The following is a 20092-nucleotide window of genomic DNA, read 5'->3' on the forward strand; positions in this document are numbered from 1 at the left end:
ACTCCCCGGCATGAGCAGACCGACAGTATTCATCACCGGCGCGGCGGCGGGCATCGGGCGGGCCACGGCCTTGCTTTTCGCTGCGCAGGGATACCAAGTCGGGGCTTACGACATCGATGAAGTCGGGCTGACCAGGCTTTCCGGTGATATCACAGCCAAGGGTGGCGTAGTTAACACAGGAGTGCTCGATGTGACGAACGCCACGCAGTGGGCGGAGCGGCTCGCGGAGTTCCACGCCGCGACGGGACGACTGGACATCCTGGTCAACAACGCCGGGATCCTGCGCGCGGGGCCGTTCGAAGAGATCGACATCGCCGCCCATCGGGCGATCGTGGAGGTCAACGTGGTGGGCGTGCTCACCGGGACACACAGTGCGTTCCGCTACCTGCGCGACACGCCGGGCGCGCAGGTGGTCAACCTGTGCTCGGCTTCGGCGATCTACGGCCAGGCCGAACTCGCGAGCTACGGTGCGACCAAGTCCGCCGTCAAGAGCTTCACCGAGGCGCTCGACCTGGAATGGGAGCGCCACGACATCCGCGTGCTCGCGATCTGGCCGCTGTTCGTGGCCACGGCCATGGTGGACGGCGTGACGACCGGGACGACGAAATCGCTGGGCGTACGACTGACCGCCGACGACGTCGCGGCCGGGATCTGGGAGGCCACCCGCAAGCGCGCCCGGCTGCCGAAGGTGCACTACGAGATCGGCGCGCAGGCGAAGGTGCTCGCGACGGTGGGGAAATACGCGCCGAACTGGATGGTGCGCACCGCCAACAAATACTTCAGTGGCAGCTGAGCCCGTCGAACCTGCCCGGCGAGCCGACTTCTGACACAATTGCGCACCGTAAAAGGGGGTGGGTGCAGCATGCCGACAGCCACTGATTCCGATGGGCCGCTGCGGGAGCGTGGCGTGCCGACGTCCGCGCACGATCAGCTCGACAAGCTGCTCGCCGAGCTGCGCTTCGGCACCGGGCGGGATCCGCAGATCGGGTACGCCGCGGCGGCGGCCGTCAGCGCGTGGCGCAAGCCGCCGCGCATCCAGGTGACCGGGCGCGCGCACGCGGGGCGGACAACGGTGCTGCACGCGCTCGCGCTCATGTCTGCGGTGGAGACCGATCCGGTGGACCGGCCGGATGCGCCCGACCCCGACCTCGACGCCGACATCGTCGTCTACGTGCTGTCGGCCGCGCCGACGCCGGCCGATCGGAGGGTGCTGGCCACGCTGCCGCCGCAGCGCACGATCGCGGTGCTGAACAAAGCCGACGCGATCGGCTCTCGCTGGGGCGATGCCGTGGCCTCGGCCCAGCAGTACGGCAGTCAGCTGCGGCTTCCGGTGGTTCCGGTGGTCGCCTCGCTCGCGATGCGCACCAGAGCGGGCGCGCTGACCGGCGCGGAGCTGGACCTGCTGCGCAAACTCGCCACCGAAGCCGACCCCGCGTTGCTCCTCGCGCCGGACCTGTTCGTCGCACCGGGGCCGGATGCCGCCGAGCGCGAGGAACTGCTGCGCCGCTGGGATCTGTACGGCGTGGCCTGCGCGTGCACGGCCCTACGGCACGATCCGGATCTCGCTCCGCAGGCGCTGCTGCAGATCTTGCACGCGGCCAGCGGCATCGACGCGCTCCACCAGTTGCTGCACCGCCGCTACGAACAAGTGTCCGCGCTGCGCGGCGGCGAGCTGCTCGACGAGCTGGCCCGGCTCGCCGCCCGCGCGGTCCCGGAGGAGGGCGGCCGGGCGCGCGACCTCCTGGAGTCCTATCTGTACAGCGACGACGCCGTCTGGCTCGGACTCTGCGCGGGCCTGGCGGGGCCCGAAGTGGCCCATCTCGCCGCAGGGTATTCCGCGCCCGCTCCTTCCGACGCCGACGATGCGCTTGCCCGCGCCACGCGCTGGCACGCGGTCGTCACCAGCGATATGCCCCCGGCCGCCCGCCGCGCCGCGTTGCGGGTGCACAACGGGTACGTCCGACTATGGGAACGGATGAGCAGTGCCGGTCTCTGAGCCGCCGGAATCGGCGTCGCCTGGTGCGGCTGCCGCGGTGGATCCGCCTTCTCACACGGCGGGCGACTCCGCCGACGGCGAAGCCGAGCGCCCCGCCGCGCTCGTCCCCGAGCTCGCGGCCGTGGTGGAGCGATGGAATCCGCAAGGTATGGCGCTGCTGCGCGCGGTGCACGACTCCGGTGGCGCTCGTGCGGTCACGGTGATCGGCCCCGCCGACGTCAACACGACCTTGTTGCGCACCGAGTTGGCCCGGTTCGAACCGCGCCTCACGCTGTCGGAACCCCGCGCCGACGCCGTATCGGAGTCCGCCCCGCCCGCGGTGGCGTTGATCCTGCTCGACGCGGGCACCATCATCGGCGCGGACACGCTCGGGGTGGTCGATCGGTTGCGCGCGGACGGCGCCCGCCTGCTGCTCGCCATGAACGGCGTCCACGCCCACCGGGACTGGCACGCCGTGCGGGAGCGCGACCTGGAGTTGCTCGCCGCGTCGGGCGCGGGCGATCTGGACATCGTGCCGGTCTCGGCGCGGCTCGCGGCCGCCGCACGCGCCGCGGGCGACGCCGGACTGCTCGATCGCTCCGGTGTCGGCGCATTGCACGCGCGGCTCACCGCGGCAGCCGCCGCAGGCGGTGACCGGCCGGGTGCGGTGACCGGCCGGGTCCTCGCCGACACGCGTCGACGGGTGGCCGAACAGGTGGCGGTGCTGCGCTCCGGCGTCGAAGCGGCCCGGCTGCGCGAGGAGCGCGCCCTTCTGTTGGCCGGTCGCGACGGGGGGCGCGCCACCGCGATGTCCACCCTGCGCGGGCAGCTGCACCTGGCCCGGGTGGACCTGATGACCGAGATCGGCGCGAGCATCCGGGCGCTGCACACCGCCGTGCGCGCCGAGCTGGACCGGCTGCGGCCCGCCGAGCTCGGCGGCTACCCCACTCGGCTGCAGCAGTCCGTCACCGAACTGACCGGCGCCCTCGACCACGTCATCGACCAGCGCATCGCCGAACTGAGCGCCCGGATCGAGAGCACGGATCGGGGTTCGCCTACGCGGCGGCGCGACCAGGCCCCTCGGGTCGGCCCGGATCCCGAGCCACGCCATCGGGGTGTCGAAGATCACCTTATGATCGCGCTCGGCGCGTCGGCCGGTGTCGGTCTGGGTCGCTTGCTGGTTGCTCCGTTCTCCCTGGTATCGGCCCTCGACGTCGCGAGCGTGCCGGTAACGTTGCTGCTCGGCGGCGGTGCGGCGGCGTGGGTGGTCCGAGCACGGCGCCAGCTGGCCGATCGAGCGCACATTCGGCAATGGGTCGCCGACGCGTTGGTCAACGTAAAAGCGCAGCTCGAGCAGCGCGTGGTGACCGCACTCGTGGAAGCGGAGACCACTTTGGCCGATCACGTGGTCCAGGCAAGCACCGCGCGAATGGTCGAGACGGATCGCAGGGTGGCCCGGCTGGAGGCCGAATTGCGCCGGATGGCGGCCGAGCAGCCGGGGCAGCTCGCCGCATGCGAGCGCGACGTCCGGATCCTCGATCGCTGGATCGCGCCTGTTGAAACGAACGACCAATTGGGTACACAGTGAGGAACCCGATACCGTACCGGCCGTCACATCGCGTTAACCTCTATTCAGGAACTTGGGCGTCCGCTAAGTCCTGATCTGCCGCCCTCCTGGGGTGCGCGTTCGACCGGTCGGAGCGGGCGCCTTCCCGCCAACGGTGGCGCTCGGTGCATTCGCGCTGGTCATGGGCCTAGGGCCAGGCGGCGGAGCATCGAACAGCCGCCCATCTCAGGAGAGTTTTCATGACGTCAGCGACCATTCCTGGTCTTCGTGGATCCGACGGCAAGGCGCCGACCGAGCACAGCGAACTACTCGCCTGGGTACAAGAAGTCGCCGAACTCACCCAGCCGGATCGAGTGGTGTGGGCAGACGGCTCCGACGAGGAATGGGAGCGGCTCACCGAGCAGCTCGTCGCGGCGGGGACGTTCAAGCGGCTGGACGAGAAGAAGAAGCCGAACTCCTTCCTCGCCCTCTCCGATCCCTCCGACGTGGCCCGGGTGGAGTCGCGCACCTACATCTGTTCGAAGACCGAGGCCGACGCGGGCCCGACCAACAACTGGGTCGACCCGACCGAGATGCGCGCCACGATGACCGAGCTGTACCGCGGGTCGATGAAGGGCCGCACCATGTACGTGGTGCCGTTCTGCATGGGCCCGCTGGGCGCCGAGGACCCGAAGCTGGGCGTCGAGATCACCGACTCCGAGTACGTCGTCGTGTCGATGCGCGTGATGACCCGCATGGGCGCCGCCGCCCTGGAGAAGCTGGGCGCCGACCGCCCGTTCGTGAAGGCGCTGCACTCCGTGGGCGCGCCGCTGGCCGACGGCCAGGCCGACGTGCCGTGGCCGTGCAACGACACCAAGTACATCACCCACTTCCCCGAGGATCGGGAGATCTGGAGCTACGGCTCCGGCTACGGCGGCAACGCGCTGCTCGGCAAGAAGTGCTACTCGCTGCGGATCGCCTCGGCGATGGCCCACGACGAGGGCTGGCTGGCCGAGCACATGCTGATCCTGAAGCTGATCTCCCCGGAGAACAAGGCCTACTACATCGCCGCCGCGTTCCCCAGCGCCTGTGGCAAGACCAACCTCGCGATGATCCAGCCGACGGTGCCGGGCTGGCGCGCGGAGACCTTGGGCGACGACATCGCCTGGATGCGCTTCGGCAAGGACGGCCGTCTCTACGCGGTGAACCCCGAGTTCGGCTTCTTCGGCGTCGCGCCGGGCACCAACCGCAGCTCCAACCCGAACGCCATGGCGACCGTGGAGGCGGGCAACACCGTCTACACCAACGTCGCCCTGACCGATGACGGCGATGTGTGGTGGGAGGGCCTGGAAGGCGAGCCCGATCACCTGATCGACTGGAAGGGCAACGACTGGTACCAGCGCGAGACCGAGACGCTGGCCGCGCACCCGAACTCCCGCTACTGCACGCCGATGGCGCAGTGCCCGATCCTGGCGCCCGAGTGGGACGACCCGCAGGGCGTGCCGATCTCGGCGATCCTGTTCGGCGGCCGCCGCAAGACCACCGTCCCGCTGGTCACCGAGTCCTTCGACTGGCAGCACGGTGTGTTCATGGGCGCGACGCTGTCCTCCGAGCAGACCGCGGCCGCCGAGGGCAAGGTCGGCACCGTCCGCCGCGACCCGATGGCCATGTTGCCGTTCCTCGGCTACCACGTCGGGGACTACCTGGGCCATTGGATCAACGTCGGCAAGAACGCCGACGCGGGCAAGCTGCCGAAGATCTTCTACGTGAACTGGTTCCGCCGCGGCGGCGACGGCCGCTTCCTGTGGCCGGGCTTCGGTGAGAACTCCCGCGTGCTGGAGTGGATCATCGGCCGTATCGAGGGTTCCGCCCACGCCGAGGCGACCGCGATCGGCAACGTGCCGACCGCCGCGCAGCTCGACCTGGAGGGACTGGATGTCGACCCCAAGGACGTCGACGAGGCGCTCGTCGTGAACGCCGACGAGTGGCGCAAGGAGATCCCGCTGATCGAAGAGTGGTTCGAGTTCGTCGGCGACAAGCTGCCTTCCGGCGTGCGTGACGAGTTCGAGGCGCTCAAGCAGCGTCTGGGCTGACACTCCACCCAAAGTAGCATTCGCCCGCACCATCCGGCAGATGGTGCGGGCGATTTGTTCTGCGAGACAAACGTTTCCGTGCTCAGCGCGGTCCGGAAGCACCCTTCGAGCATCGCGGTCGGCCGTGGAGCTCGCCGGACCACTCCGCGCGGTCCGCACTCCACGAACCATGGCTTGTCGTCCAGCGTGGTCGTCGCTCTACCGCGCGGAGATCGCGGATCATGGCTGCCGGAAACGGCGACACCGTGTCGGTTATAGAATCCCGAGGGCTTCGAGCTGATCCAAAATTTCCGACACTCGTGTGTGAATCGATCTCATGCAGGCGACGAGCGGCACATCGTCATCGGTATCCGGAACATTGACTACGACAGTCGCCACGAGTCGGTTGTTGTATGTGAGCTGAGATTGTGTGAACCCAGGGCGAAGCTTCAAACGGAAATGTTTGAAAACAGCTCCCGGCACGAGTTCGTGGACTGCCAGTCCTGGAATATCCACGACTTCGTAGTCATCCGATGGTGCGAAAATAAGCTCGGTCCTGAACGAGTTGGTGACGAGCACTCGGCGGTGCGCGTCACGGTCGACGAGTTCGCGGAGAAGTCCGAGTGGGTGATGTGTCGGCTGCGGATCGTTATATGGCTGATGGCGGAGAATTATCGCTGTGGTCGTGGCGTCGAATATCTCCTGAACGCATATCTCCTCACCCCTGCTGTCCGTGCTGCTCAGCAAGATCGGGAAATGCTCCGCGTGCGGGTAGACGGCGTGGTCGAGGGCGGCCCTCGAGTTGGTGAGCGCGTCACCGGTGATCAGTCCCCACTCGTCGGGCACCTCGGATACGCTCACCGCGGCCACCTGGCAATCGATCTCGTTCTCGTATTCCAGGCTCGGGGAAAGGTCGACTCGGACTTCGACCTGGTTCGCGTTCTGGTATTCCGAGATCATGCGTTCGAGGTCATTGATGTGGTGTCCCGCGCGAGCAAGCTTGTGCCGTGCGCTTGCGATGCCGGTGACACCGTTCATAACGTTGAGCATACCGATCGGTCTGACGGGGCGGCTTGGTTATTCGGCGAACGGTGACATCCGGATCATGGCCAGGAAACCCGCCCTGTTGAGCCAATGAATCCGGCCTTTCGGCATCGCCTTCGCTTCCGCTCGGAAGGCGGCGACGACATGCCGTGCGAACTCCAGTCGCGGGTGCCGCCGCAGCAGTTCGGCGACCCACTCGCGGTCCAGTTCCGCCAGTCGCGTCCCGAGTACGTCCACCGAGGCTCCTGCGGAGACGAAGCCGCCGGGGTCGCCGAGATCGTCGGCGACCCCGGGCGTGATGTGGGCGGCGATGGCCGCGCCGATCGCTTCGGCCCGTTCCGGCGGCGCGCCCGCGCCCAGTGCGACGGCGGCCGCCCGTTCGCCGCCGACCACGGCGAAACACCGTCCGGGCGTGGGATGTTCGAGTTGCAGGTCATGCAGTAGACAGGAGACGTAGACGAGCTCGTCGTCGTAGGCGGCGCCGTCGAGATCGGCCAGGACCCGTCCGAAGTAGTAGGTCCGCAGCGAATGGTTCAGCACGTGCGGCGACAGCGACTCCCGCGCCTCGGTCTCCGCCGCGACGGCGAGCTGGGAGTCGGGTAACCGCAGGCCGGCGAACTCCAGCCGCCCGCGTCCCCGCCTGCCCAGTGCCAGCCGGAGCCGGTTGGGCGCCATGGCGGGCAGCGTGCGTGCGGTCGCGACGGCCAACGCGCGGCGTTGCTCTTTCGACAGAGCGCCCCCGGTGCGGGTGGCCCATGCCCAGTCGAGGCCCGTCGGTGCGGCCACGATTCCTCCTTCTGGTCGGAACTCGGTGTGCACTGAAGTCAAGCGTGTGTCCGGATCCGCGGCGAGTGGCGGAAATGACAGTATTGCTCGGATTCGTGCCAAACTGGGGACGATGAAGCAAGTCGTGGCGCTCGCGCTGGACGGGGTGATGGCCTTCGACCTGGCCTGTGCTGTTCAGGCGTTCCGGCACGGGCCGGGCAAGACCGGCGAGCCGTCCGGGTTCGAGATGCGGACCTGTGGGGTGCGTCCCGGTCCGGTGTGGACACCCAACGGCTTCGAATTGCGCGTGGAGCACGGGCTGGAGGCGTTGGCGGAAGCCGATGTCGTCGTCGTGCCCGGCATCGGTATCCCGACCCTGCCCACCCCACGGGAGGCGCTCGTCGCATTACGCGGCGCGGCCGCGCGGGGCGCGACCATGGTGAGCATCTGCGTCGGCGCGTTCGTCCTGGCCGAGGCCGGGGTGCTGGCCGGACGACGCGTGACTACGCACTGGGCCTATTGCGACGAGTTCGCCGAACTGTATCCGGCGGTGCGTTTGGACCCGACGGCCCTCTACGTCGATGACGGTGACGTGCTGACGTCGGCCGGGCTGTCGGCGGGTCTCGATCTGTGCCTGCACATCGTCCGCCGCGAGCTGGGCGCGCACGCGGCGGCGGAGCTGGCCAGGTGGAACGTCACCGCGCCGCACCGGGAAGGCGGTCAGGCGCAATACATTCCGGACGCACCCGCCGCGCGTACCGATGGCGGTCTCGCCGCGACGATGGCCTGGGCGGTGGCGGAACCAGCTGCGGCGGTGGACGTTTCGGCGCTGGCCGCGCACGCGCTGATGAGCGAGCGGACCTTCATCCGTCGTTTCAAGGCGCAAGTCGGCACCACGCCGCGGCGGTGGCTGGATGCCCAGCGCACCGCACGGGCGCGCGAGCTTCTGGAAACCACGCGTTTGCCAGTGGAAGTCGTCGCGGTAAAGGCCGGGTTCGGCAGCGTCACCGCGCTCCGGGCGCACCTGCGTGCGGCGACGGGCGCGACACCGGCCGCGTATCGCCGGTCGCTGGGCCGGTGAACGCACCGGGGTGAAGTGCCTGGTACGGCGAATAACCTTGCGGGGGAGATGATTCGGTTGTGCCGACCTCGGCGCTCGGGAGTCGGGCGGTCGGATCGGTGTCCCGCGTCACACTCTAGTTCGCGAAATTCCCACGGACCGATCGGTTTAGCCGGATGGGAAAGGGGGTAATGATCTTGTCGAGAGATTTCGTGTATTCGTAACCTATGCTTGGCGTGTTCTTCCTTCCGCATCACCCAGTCGGATTACTGGCGGTTAACTGATCGACTGAACGACTTCCCTACCGATATCGGACCCGCGATGCCGCGGCGCACGGCGAGATCGACGCGAGAGGTGGATGGAGCATGGCCGATCCGGAGATGACGATGTCGGTTGCCCCGATGGTGGCCGAATTCGAGTTCGAGACCGTGAGTACCCCGCTGCGCCGGGCCGCGGGACGGCTGCGCGCGGTGCTGCCGCCCGGGTGGCGCGTCGAGATCGTCGACGCACCACCCCGGCGTTACGGCAACCGTGCTCCGCTGCTGCGTGTGGTCATGCCACCGGAGTGATCAGCCGGTCCAGCCGAGCGGCATGAGCAGCGACTTCTGCTCGCAGAACGAATCGAGACCCTCCGGGCCGTTCTCGCGGCCGAGTCCGGAGGCTTTGTAACCGCCGAACGGCGAACTCGGATCGAACGCGTACCAATTGATCGCGTAGGTGCCGGTGCGCACCCGCGCCGCGATCTCGGCGCCGTGTTCGATATCGGTCGTCCACACCGAGCCCGCGAGACCGTAGACCGAGTCGTTGGCGATGGCCACGGCCTCGTCCTCGGTCTCGTACGGGATGACCGAAAGCACCGGTCCGAAGATCTCCTCTTGGGCGATGGTCGACTTGTTGTCCACGTCGGCGAAGATCGTCGGCTCGACGAACCAGCCCCGGTCCAGCCCCTCCGGGCGACCGCCGCCGAGCACGAGTCGCGCTCCCTCGGCCTTGCCCTTGGCGATGTAGCCCTCGACCCGATCGCGCTGGCGTTCGGAGATCAGCGGACCCAGCTGCACGCTCGGGTCGTTCGGGTCGCCCACCTTCATCGTCTTCACGTGTTCGACCAGCGCGTCGAGAATCTCGTCGTACCGGCTGCGCGGGGCGAGGATGCGGGTCTGCGCGACACAGCCCTGCCCGCTGTTCATCAGGCCGGAGAACGCGAGCACCGGGATATTGGCCGCGACGTCCATGTCGGGCAGCAGGATCGCCGCCGACTTGCCGCCGAGTTCGAGCGAGACGCTCTTGAGCTGACCGGTGGCGATGGCGCCGATCTTGCGGCCGACCGCGGTGCTTCCGGTGAAGGTCACCTTGTCCACGCCGGGGTGTGAGACGAGGTACTCGGCCGCGTCGGGCTCGGCGGGCAGCACCGAGAGCACGCCTTCGGGCAGGCCCGCCTCGGTGAAGATGTCGGCGACCAGGTTCGCCGTGAGCGGAGTCAGCGGGGCGGGCTTGAGCACGATGGTGCAACCGGCCAGCAGGGCGGGCGCGAGCTTGTTGACCGCGAGGAACAGAGGGACGTTCCACGCGGTCACCGCCGCGACGACACCGCGCGGCTCGCGGGTGACCCGAGTGGTGCCGAATCCGCCCACCCGGGTCTCCGACCACGGGAAGGACTCCGCCAGGGCCGCGTAGGCGTCCAGTGCGGCGACCGCGGGCAGCTGGTTCAGCGTCATCGCGATCATTTGCGGCGCGCCGACCTCGGCGGTCAGCGCGGCGAGCAGATCGGCGGAACGCTGTTCGATCAGCCGGGCGGCGCGGGTGAGTACCTCGGCTCGCTCCTTCGGGGGCGTGGCGGGCCACGGTCCGTGATCGAAGGCGTGCCTGGCCGCGGCGACCGCGGCGTCGACATCCGCCCGGCTCACCGCGGGGACGCTGCCCACCGGCTCGACCGTGGCCGGCGAGATGACCTGGATGCGCTCGGCGGTGGCTGGCGCGGTCCAGCGGCCGCCGATGAACAAGCTGTCGTAGTGCATGAGAACACGTTACAGTTTTGCCTCCGCATTGTCTGTAACCTGTTCCAGTTTTGCGGCCCGGCGGCGCCCTGGCCAGTGTGAATCCCGACCTCTCGGTTCGCTTTTCGCAGAACGCACTATTGCGTTCTGTTGCTGGAAGGGGGATGCTGTATCGACATATCAGCTCGCTCCATTACCGAATCGTTACCGCAAACTGGGGAGTCCGAGTCATGGCGGTGCAAGTGATCGGCCGGTCGCTGATGACCAGTGATCAAACCGAGCATCAGGCTAAGAGTGTCGGCAGCGGCGGGTGGGTGGTCTCGTTCCTACCCGGACGCACCCTGACAATCGAGCAGGCGACGGCGGCTATGCAGGCCGCGGAGGCGGTCGCCGCCGTAGGGATGCTGGCCGACCTGGTCGGGCTCACCACGCTCGAGACCGTCGGGTTGGCGATGCGCGAATCGCCGTGGAGCGAGCCCGTGCACGCTCCCTGTGGGAAGCGGCACTGGCGCCGCGGATGGCTGGAGCCGTACTTCGGCTAACTTTTGGTTGCCACCACGACCAGATTGCTCACAAGTAACTCACGCACCATCGGCACCCGGATCAACCACCACGCCCAGCGGGGGTGGTAGCGCGGGAAGACCGTGTGCACCTCCGCCGGAGTACGTGCCGCCCAGCGCAATCCGTCAGCGGCCCGCACCGCGAACAGCGACGTGCCGAACCTGTTCTTGGGTTCGCGCCCGTGCTTGCGCCGATACCGCCGGGCGGCGTACTCGCCACCGAGGTAGTGCCACGGCCCGGTCTCGTGGCCGCCGAACGGGCCGTGCCACACCGTGTAGGAGAGCACCATCAGCCCGCCCGGCCTGGTCACCCGCACCATCTCGTCGGCCATCACCCACGGCTTCGAGACATGTTCGGCGACGTTCGACGAGAAACAGATGTCGATCGCGTCGTCGCGGAACGGCAGCGCCATCCCGGACCCGCGGACCGCGCCCGCCACGGAAAGGCCCGCGGCGTGCATCTCCGTCGGATCGGGCTCCACCGGAATGTAGCGAGCCCCCGTACGGGCGAACTCGTCCGCGAAGTAACCCGGACCGCCGCCGACGTCGAGTATCGTCGCCCCGTCCAGCGACCGGCCGGTGAGATCGGCGTAGAAGTCGGCGATCAGCGCCGCGCTGTCGGCGGCCAGACCTCCGTAGAACAGGGCCGGGTCGGTCTGCTCGAACCGGAAACTGCCGAGCAGTCGCAGCGACCGGCGCAGGGTCGCCCGGCGGGCGAACCGAGGCGAACTCCTGCGTGTCGGCGTCTTCGCGGCTTTGAGCACGGCGCCGAGTCTCGCACAACCCGGATGCCGGCCTGCTCGGGCGGGTGCTCGGGATAGGGTGTAGCGCGACGTCCGACATTCCCACCGGGACCTACTGACCGAGAGAAGCTCCACCGTGCGCGAAGTCCTCCTGCTCTGCTGGCGCGACACCGGGCACCCACAGGGCGGCGGCAGCGAGCGGTACCTCGAGCAGGTCGGCGCGCAGCTCGCGGCACGCGGGGTTCGAGTCACCCTCCGTACCGCCCGCTATCCGGGGGCGCCGCGGCGCGAACACGTGGACGGCATCACCATCAGCAGGGCGGGCGGACGCTACACGGTGTACCCGCGAGCGCTGGCCGCGCTCCTGCTGGGCAGGATCGGTCTCGGCCCGTTGCGCGGCGTGCGGCCGGACGCGGTGATCGACACCCAGAACGGCATACCGTTCTTCGCCACCGCCGTCACCGCGGCCCCGTCGGTGGTGCTGGTGCACCACGGTCACCGGGAGCAGTGGCCGGTCGCGGGCCGGCTGGTCGGCCGCGTCGGCTGGTGGATCGAGTCGTGGCTGTCGCCCCGCGTACACCGCCGCAATCAATATCTGACCGTTTCCCTGCCGTCGGCGGAAGAGCTGGCCACCCTCGGTGTGGACCGCTCCCGAATCGCGGTGGTTCGCAATGGGGCCGAACCTGTTCCAGTGGACGCACCCACCGGCGCCGCGGAAACCCGCACTCCCACACCAACTGTCGTGGTGCTGTCCCGGCTGGTGCCGCACAAGCAGATCGAGGACGCGCTCGCGGCCGTGGCCCGGCTGCGCGACCGCATCCCAGGTCTGCGCCTCGACGTGATCGGCGGCGGCTGGTGGGCGGACAACTTGCGGGACAACGCCCGCGAACTCGGTATCGCCGACGCCGTCACCTTCCATGGGCACGTGGACGAGCGCCGCAAGCACGAACTCCTCGCGCGCGCCTGGGTGCATGTGCTGCCTTCCCGGAAGGAGGGGTGGGGGCTCGCGGTGATCGAGGCGGCACAGCACGGTGTTCCGACGGTCGGCTATCGCAGCTCGCGCGGGCTCACCGATTCCATCGTGGACGGCGCCACCGGAATCCTGGTCGACGACGTAGCCCAGTTGGCCGACGCCGTCGGCGACCTGCTGGACGATCCCGGCGCGCGCACGGTCATGGGGGAGAAGGCCCGCGCCCGCGCGCGCGAATTCTCTTGGGAGCAAACCGGAAACGGAGTCTACGAAGTATTGGCGGCGGCCGCCCGCGGCGAGCACACGAGCGGGTTGATCGCGCCGCGGACAGCGGACTGAAATCGTGCGTCAGTTCCGTGATCGCGAGCGGAATCGTGCGCCGAGAGCGGTCAGTGTGCCTGCGACGAGCACCGCGACCCAGAGCAGGTGGGCCGTGGCGGCGACGGAGCGTTGTGTGGTCGTCGAGGTACCGCGCTCGACGACACCGGGCACGCGATACAGCGCCAGGTCCGCGTCCTCGTAGACCTGTTCGACCTGGGCGAGAGTCGACGCCGATGCGCCGACCGGTCCAGGGGTGGTCCGTTCGACGAGGATCCAGCCAACGCCGAGGCGGGCGAGGTCCGCGGGCGCGCCGCCGTGGAGCAGCAGGTTCTCCACTTCTCGTGCGCGGGCGCCTTCACCGGAGACGGTGCGTCCGCGCACCGGGAGTTCGCCCGTCTGCAAGACGTCGTTGGGCAGCATGCGCGGGGCGGGGTCGAGCACGGGAGCCGCGCCGCTGTAGCGGAACTTGCGGAACATTCCGCCCGGCAGCACCGCGACGTCGCCCGGACCGTCCATCCTTGCGGCGACCTGCTGCCAGCCGGCGGGATAGTGCACGGGCCGGACGGCTCCACCGACGCCCCAGGCGAGGTCGTAGAGCGGCAACACCAGAAGCGCCACGAATACCGCTGTGACCGTTGCCGTCGTGGCCGGAGACGCCGTCGCGGGCCGGGCGGTCGTCGCGTCCGCGCGGGAAAGACGCCGAGCCGTCACCACGCACCCCGCCGCCGCGCACAACGCGAAAGCGGGCATGGCCAAGGCCGCGTACTTCTGGGTGTCGCGCAGCAGACCCGCGCCGGGAACGTGGGCGACCAGCCATTCCAGTGCGTGCATGCCCCACGTGGTCGCGCCGAGCGCGGGGAATAGGATCGCGATCACGGCGAGCAGCAGCAATGCCCGGCGGACGTGGCGGTTGTCGGGATCGGGGCCGCCGGTGGCGACGGAGCGCACGCCCAGCACGACTATCGCCAGCAGTACCAGCGTGCCGATCGCCGCCAGCGGTGTGGTGCGCGAGTCCGGTACCGCCTCGGCGTTCCAGATCCCGCCGAGACCGGCCAGGCTCCCGAGCGTGCCCAGACCGGGTTCGGCCCGCGCGGCGAAGGCCGCGATACCCGCGGGATCGGATGGCTCCGCGCCCGCGCCGGACAGCGCGGTCGCGGCCAGCCATGGCGCGGAGGCGGCCAGCCAGAGGACGAACGTCGCGGCGAGTTGACGTCGATGGACCAGGGCGAAAGCGGTCACGCCCGCCAGCAGCGCTCCGGTCGGAGTGAGTCCGGCCGCTGCGAGCGATCCGGCCAGGGCCGCCCAGGTGGATGCCGTTCGGACGGTCGCGCGCGGCGCCGCTGTGACGCTGAGCCGATTCGGCCCGCCTTCGCCCGCCGTGCCGGTTGGTACGGAGTTGCGCGGATGTCCGGCTGAATCGGCCGGAGCAGTGTCGTCGGAACGATGGGAGGAGCCGGGCGCGGCTGGTTGCCAGTGGGGCTCGGCTGCGGCTACCCCGCCGGGGTGTCCGGGTGAGTGGCGCGTAGCCAGTGGTGGTTCGGCTCGGCCGGTCGACCCGGTGTGCTCACGGGCCTCGGTCGGTGCGACTCCGCTCGCACGATCGGACACGTGGTGCGTAGTCGCCGGCGCTTCCCCTGGGACAGCTGTTTCGGAACGCGGGCCGTTACCGGTGATGTCAGCAGGCGCTTCGCTGGGGTGATCGATTGTGTCCGGGGTGCCCAGCGGTTCGCCGTGCGGGGTGGACTCGGTGGTGTCGGCCGAGGCGGGTGTGTTCGAAGGGATCCGTCGGCGTCGCTTCGCAGTGGCCGTACCTCGAAGGCGGTAAGCGGCCAGCGCTGTCCACGGCAACGCCGCATAGCCAGCGAGCAGGCTCCAGTGTCCCTGGAGCAGCCGCTCGGCCACGTACGGATTCCACAACGCGACCGTCGCGGCGACCAGTTGCGGGCCGAGCGACGCGCGCAGCAATTCACGCGCGAGCGTCGCCGCTCCGTACGCCGCGGCCCACAGTGCGACGAGCAGAATCGCCTTGACCACCAGCCCGCCGTCCGCGAACGACGTCAGCGCCGCGAGCAGAGCGTCCTGTGGCACCGCCCGTGGCGCGGCGTCGCCGAGGCCGAGCGCCGCGTCGGTCGGATAGTTGCGCGGCGTGCTCACCGCGTCCCGCAACAACAGATACCCCGGCGCGAGCAACGGCCCGGCGACGAGCAGCGCACCGGCCGCGCTGTATGCCGCGACCACCGCTCGAGTCCGACTGCTCCCGCTCACGCCTGAGCACTGTACGTCCCGGCCACCACCGCCGCCGATCCAGCGGCGTCGGCGCGGAAATGTCACGGCTGAATCCGGGGGGACCGCGGGGGTGCTGTGTACCAGCGCCGTCGCAGCCGGCCGTACTCCGGTATCAGCTGGCGGGCGCACCGTCTGATCTGGGGTGATGTGCTGCCGCGAGGATGACGAGGACCAGGGTGGGTGCTGTGTGGTCGCGAGTCTGTCGAGGCCGAAAACTGTCGGGACGCCGGCGAGCGCATTGCCTGTCCCATGGTCCGGCGGGGCGCGACGGGCGGTGGTCCGTGCGAGTGGGACGATGGGCGGCGTGTCTGCTGTCCGTCGGTTTCCTGTGGTGGCGGATCTGACGTGGGTGACGGCCGGTGCGATGACCGCGAACGTCGCCGGGTATCTGCTGCAACTGCTGGCCGGGCGGTGGCTGGGCGTCACCGGGTACAGCGAGTTCGCGAGTCTGCTCGCCGTCCAGCTGCTGTGCGCGGTGCCCGCGCTGGCGTTGCAGAACGTGGTGGCCAGGGAACTCGTTCGCGGCGCGGGAACGGCGGCGCTGCGCGGGCTGCAGTGGCGCTGCGCGGTGATCGTCGCCCTGGTGGCCGCGGTGCTGGTGCCGCTGGTCGCCGTCACGTTGCATGCCGGAGTGGCCGCCACCGCGGCGGCACTTGGCGCGGCGCCCGCGCTGGTGCTGTTGTCCGGCGAGCAGGGCGTGCTGCAGGGCAGCAAGCGGTTTCGAGCGCTGGGAGTCGTGCTCGGCGCCGCCGGGGTCGCCCGGGTCGCGCCCGCGCTGATAATCCTCGCGCTGGGCGGCGGCGCGACGATCGCGCTGTGGGCCGCCGCATGCGGCATCGCGACGGCGGCAGTGCTGGCCAGGATCGTCGCAGGTGCGCCGTCCGAGCGCGCCCGAAACGAACCCGGCGAGGTCTCCGCGCCCGGAGTGCTGCCGGTCCTGCGGGCCGCCCAAGTGCAGGCGGCGATGATGGCTCTCTCGTCGGCGGACCTGATCGTGGTCCGGATCGTGCTCGACGACGTGGACGCCAGCCGTTACGCCCTCGGCACCATCGCCACGAAGATCGCCTTCTGGCTGCCGCAGGCGGTCGGTGTCGTGCTCTATCCGCGAATGGCGCAGCCGACGCACTCGGCGAGCGCGATCCGGGCCGCGCTGGCGGTGCTCAGCGGCATCGGTCTCGTCGCCGTGCTCGGGGCCGCGCTGGCCGCGCCGCTCGCCCCGCTGCTCGCGGGTGAGGACTACGCCCCGATCCAGGGCCTGCTGTGGTTGTTCGCGTTGCACGGCGCGCTGCTGGCCGTGCTGCAAGGCGCGGTGCTCTCGGCCATCGCCGTCGACCGCACTTCCCTCGCACTGGTCACCTGGCTGGGCCTGGTTGTCGAAGTCACCCTGATGCTGTCGCTGGCCCGCTCGATTCCGGCGCTGATCACCACGGCGGTATCGGTCGCGGCCACCACCACCGTCGTGGTCGCCGTCATGGTCCTGCGCGCGGCCGACCACACGGCGCGCCCCGAACCGCTGCGCCCGGTCGGCTGACCGAAACGAATTCGGCTCCCCCGCCGGAGGGCGGGGGAGCCGAATTCAGGAACGCTCAGCCGGTCAGGGCTGCTTATCGATCCGAATCTGTTCGGTCGGCGCGTCGTCGGCGCCGCGGTTGACGCGCGGGGCCGGGCTGGTCGGAGCCGAACCGCCCGGACGCTGGAACGGGGCCCCGCCCGCCCGCGCGGGCGTCGGAGCCGAGCCGCCGCGAATGCCGAGAACCACACCGACGATCAGCGCGATCACACCGAGGACGCCCAGGATGATCGGCAGGATCCGGCCGTACAGCGACAGCTTGTCGATGTTCTCCTTGGCCACCGAGAGCTGCGACTCGATCGTGTTCTCGTCGAACACCAGGTGCGACTTCAGCGCGGTGACCTCCGGCTTGTCCGCGGTGCGCGAGTAGTAGAGGTGCAGCGCCTCGCCGCCCTTGACGACCGTGCCGGTCTGCGGCTCCACCCACAGGTCACGGGTGTTGGTGTAGTAGCGGGTCATGGTCACCGGGGCATCGCCGCCCTCGACGCCCCACTTGGCGGCGGGCAGGCTCAGCCGGTTGGTCGGCGCCTGCACGACGTCCCAGAGGCTGGTGGCGGGCACCGACATCTGGAAGTGGTAGACCTTCGTGTTGTTGATCTCGGTCTCTTCGATGAAGTTCGCGTCGAAGGTCTTGCGAACGTTGAGATCGAAGTACGGGTAGGTCTTCTTCTCGGTGCCGATCGGGAATCGGTACTGCAGACCGGTGTGCTGCACCGGCTCCGCGATGCTCTGGCCCTCCAGGTTCGCGGTCACCGCGATCGAACCGTTCGGCTGGGTGCTGACGGGCTCACCGGTCACCCGGTCGATGGTCACCCGGTCGACGGTCGCGGTGAGCAGGCCGGTGTCGCCCTGCTTGTCGATGCGCCGCAGCGTCTGGCCCGCCTGCACCGTCATCTGGTGGGCGTCGGCCGGGTCCTCGACGGTGAGGAAGCGCTGCGAGACCAGCGGGACGTTGGTGTCGACCTTCGCCGAGCCTTCCGGAGCGGTCAGCGACTTGGAGTCGAGTACCAGGCTGTCCTCATTCTGCTGGTTCGTCGCGATAGTGGTGATCTCCAAGTCGAGGGGAGTTTTCGCCAGTTTGTCGACGGTGTAGGTCGGGATCATGATTGCGGCGACGATCAGCAACGCGCCGAGACCCACGAGCAGGCAGGCCACCGTCCTTCTGGTACCGGCACTCAGTGCCATGCAAACTCTCCTCGTCGTAGAACACAGGTCGCTCCGGCGAGTACTGCGGGCACGCCGCGGCACTCGTGAGCCCCGACACTAACAGTCCGATGTCGTACCATGCGGCGTCGAGGCCGGAAACGGCCGAGAAATCGCCCGAGTCTAGCGCGAAATCTGAAACGTCGGGTTATCAACTGTGGACCTGCCGAGGCAGACTGGAGCCCGATGACCGCAACCCTGCCCAGCACCGCGCCCGCGACCGAACGGGTGCGCCCCCGCGCGTTCGTGCCTGCCTTGGAAGGCATGCGCGGTATGGCCGCGCTCGGTGTGCTGCTGACCCATGTCGCCTTCCAGACCGGCGCAGCGGGCACGCCGGTCGTCGGACGGGTGTGGGGCCGGTTCGACATGGCGGTGGCGGTGTTCTTCGCACTGTCCGGCTTCCTGCTCTGGCGTCCGCACGCGGCGGCGGCGCGCGGACTCGACACCGCTCCGCCCGTGGGCTACTACCTGCGGCATCGTGCCGCCCGCATCCTGCCCGCGTACTGGGTGGTGGTGTGCGCGGTCCTGGTGCTGCTGCCAAGCGCCGCCGGAACCGCGGGCCTTCGGGTCTGGGTGTCGAACCTGGCGCTGTTGCAGGTATTCGTGCCGCTGACGCTCACCGACGGCCTCACGCAGATGTGGAGCCTCTCGGTGGAGGTGGCCTTCTATCTGGTGCTGCCGTTGCTGGCGTTCGCGCTGGTGCGCCTGCGCGGACCGGCGGCGCGGTGGCGGGTGCCGGTGCTGGTCGCCGTCGCCCTCATCAGTCTCGGCTGGAATTTCATTCCGGTCCCGACACCCGACGCGATCCACGCGGACAACTGGCTGCCCGGATATCTGCCCTGGTTCGCCGCGGGCATGCTCCTCGCGGAGCTCGCCGAACATAGCGTTCGGCTATCACGCTGGTGGAAATTCGGCGGGAATCAGCCCCTGATGTGGGCCGTCGCGGCGGTGGCCTTCCTGCTCGCGGCTACCGATCTGGCCGGTCCGGCGGGTCTGACCCGGGCCGAACCATGGCAGTACGCGGTGAAGATGGGGCTGGGCGCGATCATCGGCTTCGCGCTGCTCGCGCCGCTGGTGCTGCGGGACCCGGACGCGCGCGGGCATCGCTGGCTGGAGTCGCCGGTGGCCGCGACGCTCGGACGCTGGTCCTACGGCATCTTCATCTGGCACCTCGCGGTGCTGTCGATCGTCTTCCCGGTGTTCGGCATCCTGCCCTTCCAGGGCGACTTCGGTTACGTCCTTGTTCTCACGGTCGCCATCACCCTTCCGGTCGCCGCGGCCAGCTATGCGCTGGTGGAGGAGCCGGTGCGGCGCTGGGCTCGCCGCCGGGACCGGGTGCGACGGAGCTCCGAACCCGAGCCCGCGCCCTGATCGGCGGGTCCCGCTCGAAGTCAGCCGTCGAGTTGCCGGTGGATGTCCATCAGGTGGTGGCGCAGCTCGTGCAGGGTGTGCACCGCCAGCCAGCGCAGGGAGCGATCCGCGGGTTCGGGGTAGGGGAAGCCGAGGGTGCGTTCCCAATCGTCGTCGCCGAGTCGCTCCAGCACGTTGGCGAACAGCAGGGCGGCGTCACGGATCTGGCGGGCCACGTCGGCGGGGTTCTGCTGGGCGTAGCCGTCGTGCTCGACTCGTTCGTCCCGGCCCATCGCGGTGATGGGCGGGTTGTCCGAACGGCGAGCGGCCAGCACGCGTTCGCGCTGGGCCAGCAGCACATCCCGGACATGGCAGGCGTACTCCAGCGGCGACCACACATCGGGCTTGCCGCGCTCGCGCAACTTGACGCTGTCGGCGCCGAGCAGGTCGGCGTATTCCACGGCGTGCTCCCGCGCCAGCGACGGCACGTCGGCCGCCGAAGCCAAGTCGTAGACGAAACCGCATTCGGCACAGGTGTTCACGCGTGGTCACGTTAGCAACGGGTGCCGTTGCGGCGCACGGCGAATGGGCGTCTTGTCCAGCGGCGCCGCCGCGCGTTCGCGCGGGCCGAGG

At 69.4% G+C, this 20092-nt stretch carries 17 protein-coding genes; 10 read left to right on the forward strand and 7 right to left on the reverse strand.

The genetic code is table 11. The features are described 5' to 3' along the window. The first annotated feature begins 10 nt into the window (after positions 1-10). From ACWESM_RS11485 to ACWESM_RS11500, 4 genes are all read left to right on the forward strand, one after another. The gene (locus tag ACWESM_RS11485) at positions 11-793 is read left to right on the forward strand and encodes an SDR family oxidoreductase (protein WP_355071333.1); all 783 of its coding nucleotides are present in this window, start codon (positions 11-13) and stop codon (positions 791-793) included. Positions 794-862: 69 nt separating this feature from the next. Further along, positions 863-1996: a hypothetical protein gene (locus ACWESM_RS11490; RefSeq protein ID WP_355071335.1), complete on the forward strand. Its 1134-nt coding sequence runs from the start codon at positions 863-865 to the stop codon at positions 1994-1996. 37 nt (positions 1997-2033) lie between these two features. Further along, complete coding sequence (locus tag ACWESM_RS11495) at positions 2034-3563, forward strand: hypothetical protein (RefSeq protein WP_397276225.1); 1530 nt, start codon at positions 2034-2036, stop codon at positions 3561-3563. A 218-nt stretch (positions 3564-3781) separates the two neighbouring features. Beyond that, a complete protein-coding gene (locus ACWESM_RS11500; protein WP_355071338.1) occupies positions 3782-5614 on the forward strand; it encodes a phosphoenolpyruvate carboxykinase (GTP) in 1833 nt (610 codons plus the stop codon). A 252-nt stretch (positions 5615-5866) separates the two neighbouring features. On the opposite strand, the gene ACWESM_RS11505 is transcribed toward ACWESM_RS11500, so the two are convergent. Continuing rightward, positions 5867-6631, reverse strand: coding sequence for a hypothetical protein (locus ACWESM_RS11505; RefSeq protein ID WP_355071340.1), 765 nt, complete (start codon positions 6629-6631; stop codon positions 5867-5869). Positions 6632-6670: 39 nt separating this feature from the next. Further along, entirely contained in the window at positions 6671-7423 is a 753-nt protein-coding gene (locus ACWESM_RS11510) for an HD domain-containing protein (RefSeq protein WP_356962981.1), read from the reverse strand. Positions 7424-7526: 103 nt separating this feature from the next. Between ACWESM_RS11510 and ACWESM_RS11515 the strand changes: the two genes are divergently transcribed. Further along, positions 7527-8483, forward strand: coding sequence for a GlxA family transcriptional regulator (locus ACWESM_RS11515; protein WP_452491788.1), 957 nt, complete (start codon positions 7527-7529; stop codon positions 8481-8483). Between the two features lie 344 nt (positions 8484-8827). Further along, positions 8828-9031 carry a hypothetical protein gene (locus ACWESM_RS11520; protein ID WP_356962979.1) on the forward strand — a complete coding sequence of 68 codons (204 nt, stop codon included), beginning with the start codon at positions 8828-8830 and terminating at the stop codon, positions 9029-9031. Here ACWESM_RS11520 and ACWESM_RS11525 read toward each other — a convergent pair whose 3' ends face one another. Then, positions 9032-10477 (reverse strand): aldehyde dehydrogenase, encoded by a 1446-nt coding sequence (locus ACWESM_RS11525; protein ID WP_355071346.1) that lies wholly within the window; start codon positions 10475-10477, stop codon positions 9032-9034. Between the two features lie 209 nt (positions 10478-10686). Here ACWESM_RS11525 and ACWESM_RS11530 point away from each other — a divergent pair, with 209 nt between their 5' ends. Beyond that, positions 10687-10998 (forward strand): hypothetical protein, encoded by a 312-nt coding sequence (locus ACWESM_RS11530; RefSeq protein WP_355071348.1) that lies wholly within the window; start codon positions 10687-10689, stop codon positions 10996-10998. Here ACWESM_RS11530 and ACWESM_RS11535 read toward each other — a convergent pair. Then, a complete protein-coding gene (locus tag ACWESM_RS11535) occupies positions 10995-11780 on the reverse strand; it encodes a class I SAM-dependent methyltransferase (protein ID WP_355071349.1) in 786 nt (261 codons plus the stop codon). The genes ACWESM_RS11530 and ACWESM_RS11535 overlap by 4 nt on opposite strands. A gap of 115 nt (positions 11781-11895) precedes the next feature. Between ACWESM_RS11535 and ACWESM_RS11540 the strand changes: the two genes are divergently transcribed. Then, positions 11896-13068 carry a glycosyltransferase family 4 protein gene (locus ACWESM_RS11540; RefSeq protein ID WP_364424766.1) on the forward strand — a complete coding sequence of 391 codons (1173 nt, stop codon included), beginning with the start codon at positions 11896-11898 and terminating at the stop codon, positions 13066-13068. 9 nt (positions 13069-13077) lie between these two features. Here the strand turns inward: ACWESM_RS11540 and ACWESM_RS11545 are convergent, their stop codons facing one another. Further along, positions 13078-15315, reverse strand: a complete 2238-nt coding sequence (locus ACWESM_RS11545) for a hypothetical protein (RefSeq protein WP_452491593.1) — start codon at positions 15313-15315, stop codon at positions 13078-13080. Between the two features lie 316 nt (positions 15316-15631). Between ACWESM_RS11545 and ACWESM_RS11550 the strand changes: the two genes are divergently transcribed. Next, entirely contained in the window at positions 15632-16867 is a 1236-nt protein-coding gene (locus tag ACWESM_RS11550; RefSeq protein ID WP_355071355.1) for a polysaccharide biosynthesis protein, read from the forward strand. Between the two features lie 63 nt (positions 16868-16930). On the opposite strand, the gene ACWESM_RS11555 is transcribed toward ACWESM_RS11550, so the two are convergent. After that, complete coding sequence (locus ACWESM_RS11555) at positions 16931-18091, reverse strand: DUF3068 domain-containing protein (RefSeq protein ID WP_355071356.1); 1161 nt, start codon at positions 18089-18091, stop codon at positions 16931-16933. 204 nt (positions 18092-18295) lie between these two features. Between ACWESM_RS11555 and ACWESM_RS11560 the strand changes: the two genes are divergently transcribed. Next, the gene (locus ACWESM_RS11560) at positions 18296-19480 is read left to right on the forward strand and encodes an acyltransferase family protein (protein ID WP_355071358.1); all 1185 of its coding nucleotides are present in this window, start codon (positions 18296-18298) and stop codon (positions 19478-19480) included. Positions 19481-19500: 20 nt separating this feature from the next. Here ACWESM_RS11560 and ACWESM_RS11565 read toward each other — a convergent pair whose 3' ends face one another. Further along, positions 19501-20001 (reverse strand): DinB family protein, encoded by a 501-nt coding sequence (locus tag ACWESM_RS11565; RefSeq protein ID WP_397276235.1) that lies wholly within the window; start codon positions 19999-20001, stop codon positions 19501-19503. Positions 20002-20092 lie beyond the last annotated feature (91 nt).

Source organism: Nocardia sp. NPDC003999, from assembly GCF_053604885.1.

Excerpts from the sequence above, each read along its gene's own strand:
- ACWESM_RS11485 (WP_355071333.1), top strand. The coding sequence starts at position 11 with ATGAGCAGACCGACAGTATTCATCACCGGCGCGGCGGCGGGCATCGGG.
- ACWESM_RS11490 (WP_355071335.1), top strand. The coding sequence starts at position 863 with ATGCCGACAGCCACTGATTCCGATGGGCCGCTGCGGGAGCGTGGCGTG.
- ACWESM_RS11500 (WP_355071338.1), top strand. The coding sequence starts at position 3,782 with ATGACGTCAGCGACCATTCCTGGTCTTCGTGGATCCGACGGCAAGGCG.
- ACWESM_RS11505 (WP_355071340.1), bottom strand. The coding sequence starts at position 6,631 with ATGAACGGTGTCACCGGCATCGCAAGCGCACGGCACAAGCTTGCTCGC.
- ACWESM_RS11520 (WP_356962979.1), top strand. The coding sequence starts at position 8,828 with ATGGCCGATCCGGAGATGACGATGTCGGTTGCCCCGATGGTGGCCGAA.
- ACWESM_RS11525 (WP_355071346.1), bottom strand. The coding sequence starts at position 10,477 with ATGCACTACGACAGCTTGTTCATCGGCGGCCGCTGGACCGCGCCAGCC.
- ACWESM_RS11530 (WP_355071348.1), top strand. The coding sequence starts at position 10,687 with ATGGCGGTGCAAGTGATCGGCCGGTCGCTGATGACCAGTGATCAAACC.
- ACWESM_RS11550 (WP_355071355.1), top strand. The coding sequence starts at position 15,632 with ATGGGCGGCGTGTCTGCTGTCCGTCGGTTTCCTGTGGTGGCGGATCTG.
- ACWESM_RS11555 (WP_355071356.1), bottom strand. The coding sequence starts at position 18,091 with ATGGCACTGAGTGCCGGTACCAGAAGGACGGTGGCCTGCCTGCTCGTG.
- ACWESM_RS11560 (WP_355071358.1), top strand. The coding sequence starts at position 18,296 with ATGACCGCAACCCTGCCCAGCACCGCGCCCGCGACCGAACGGGTGCGC.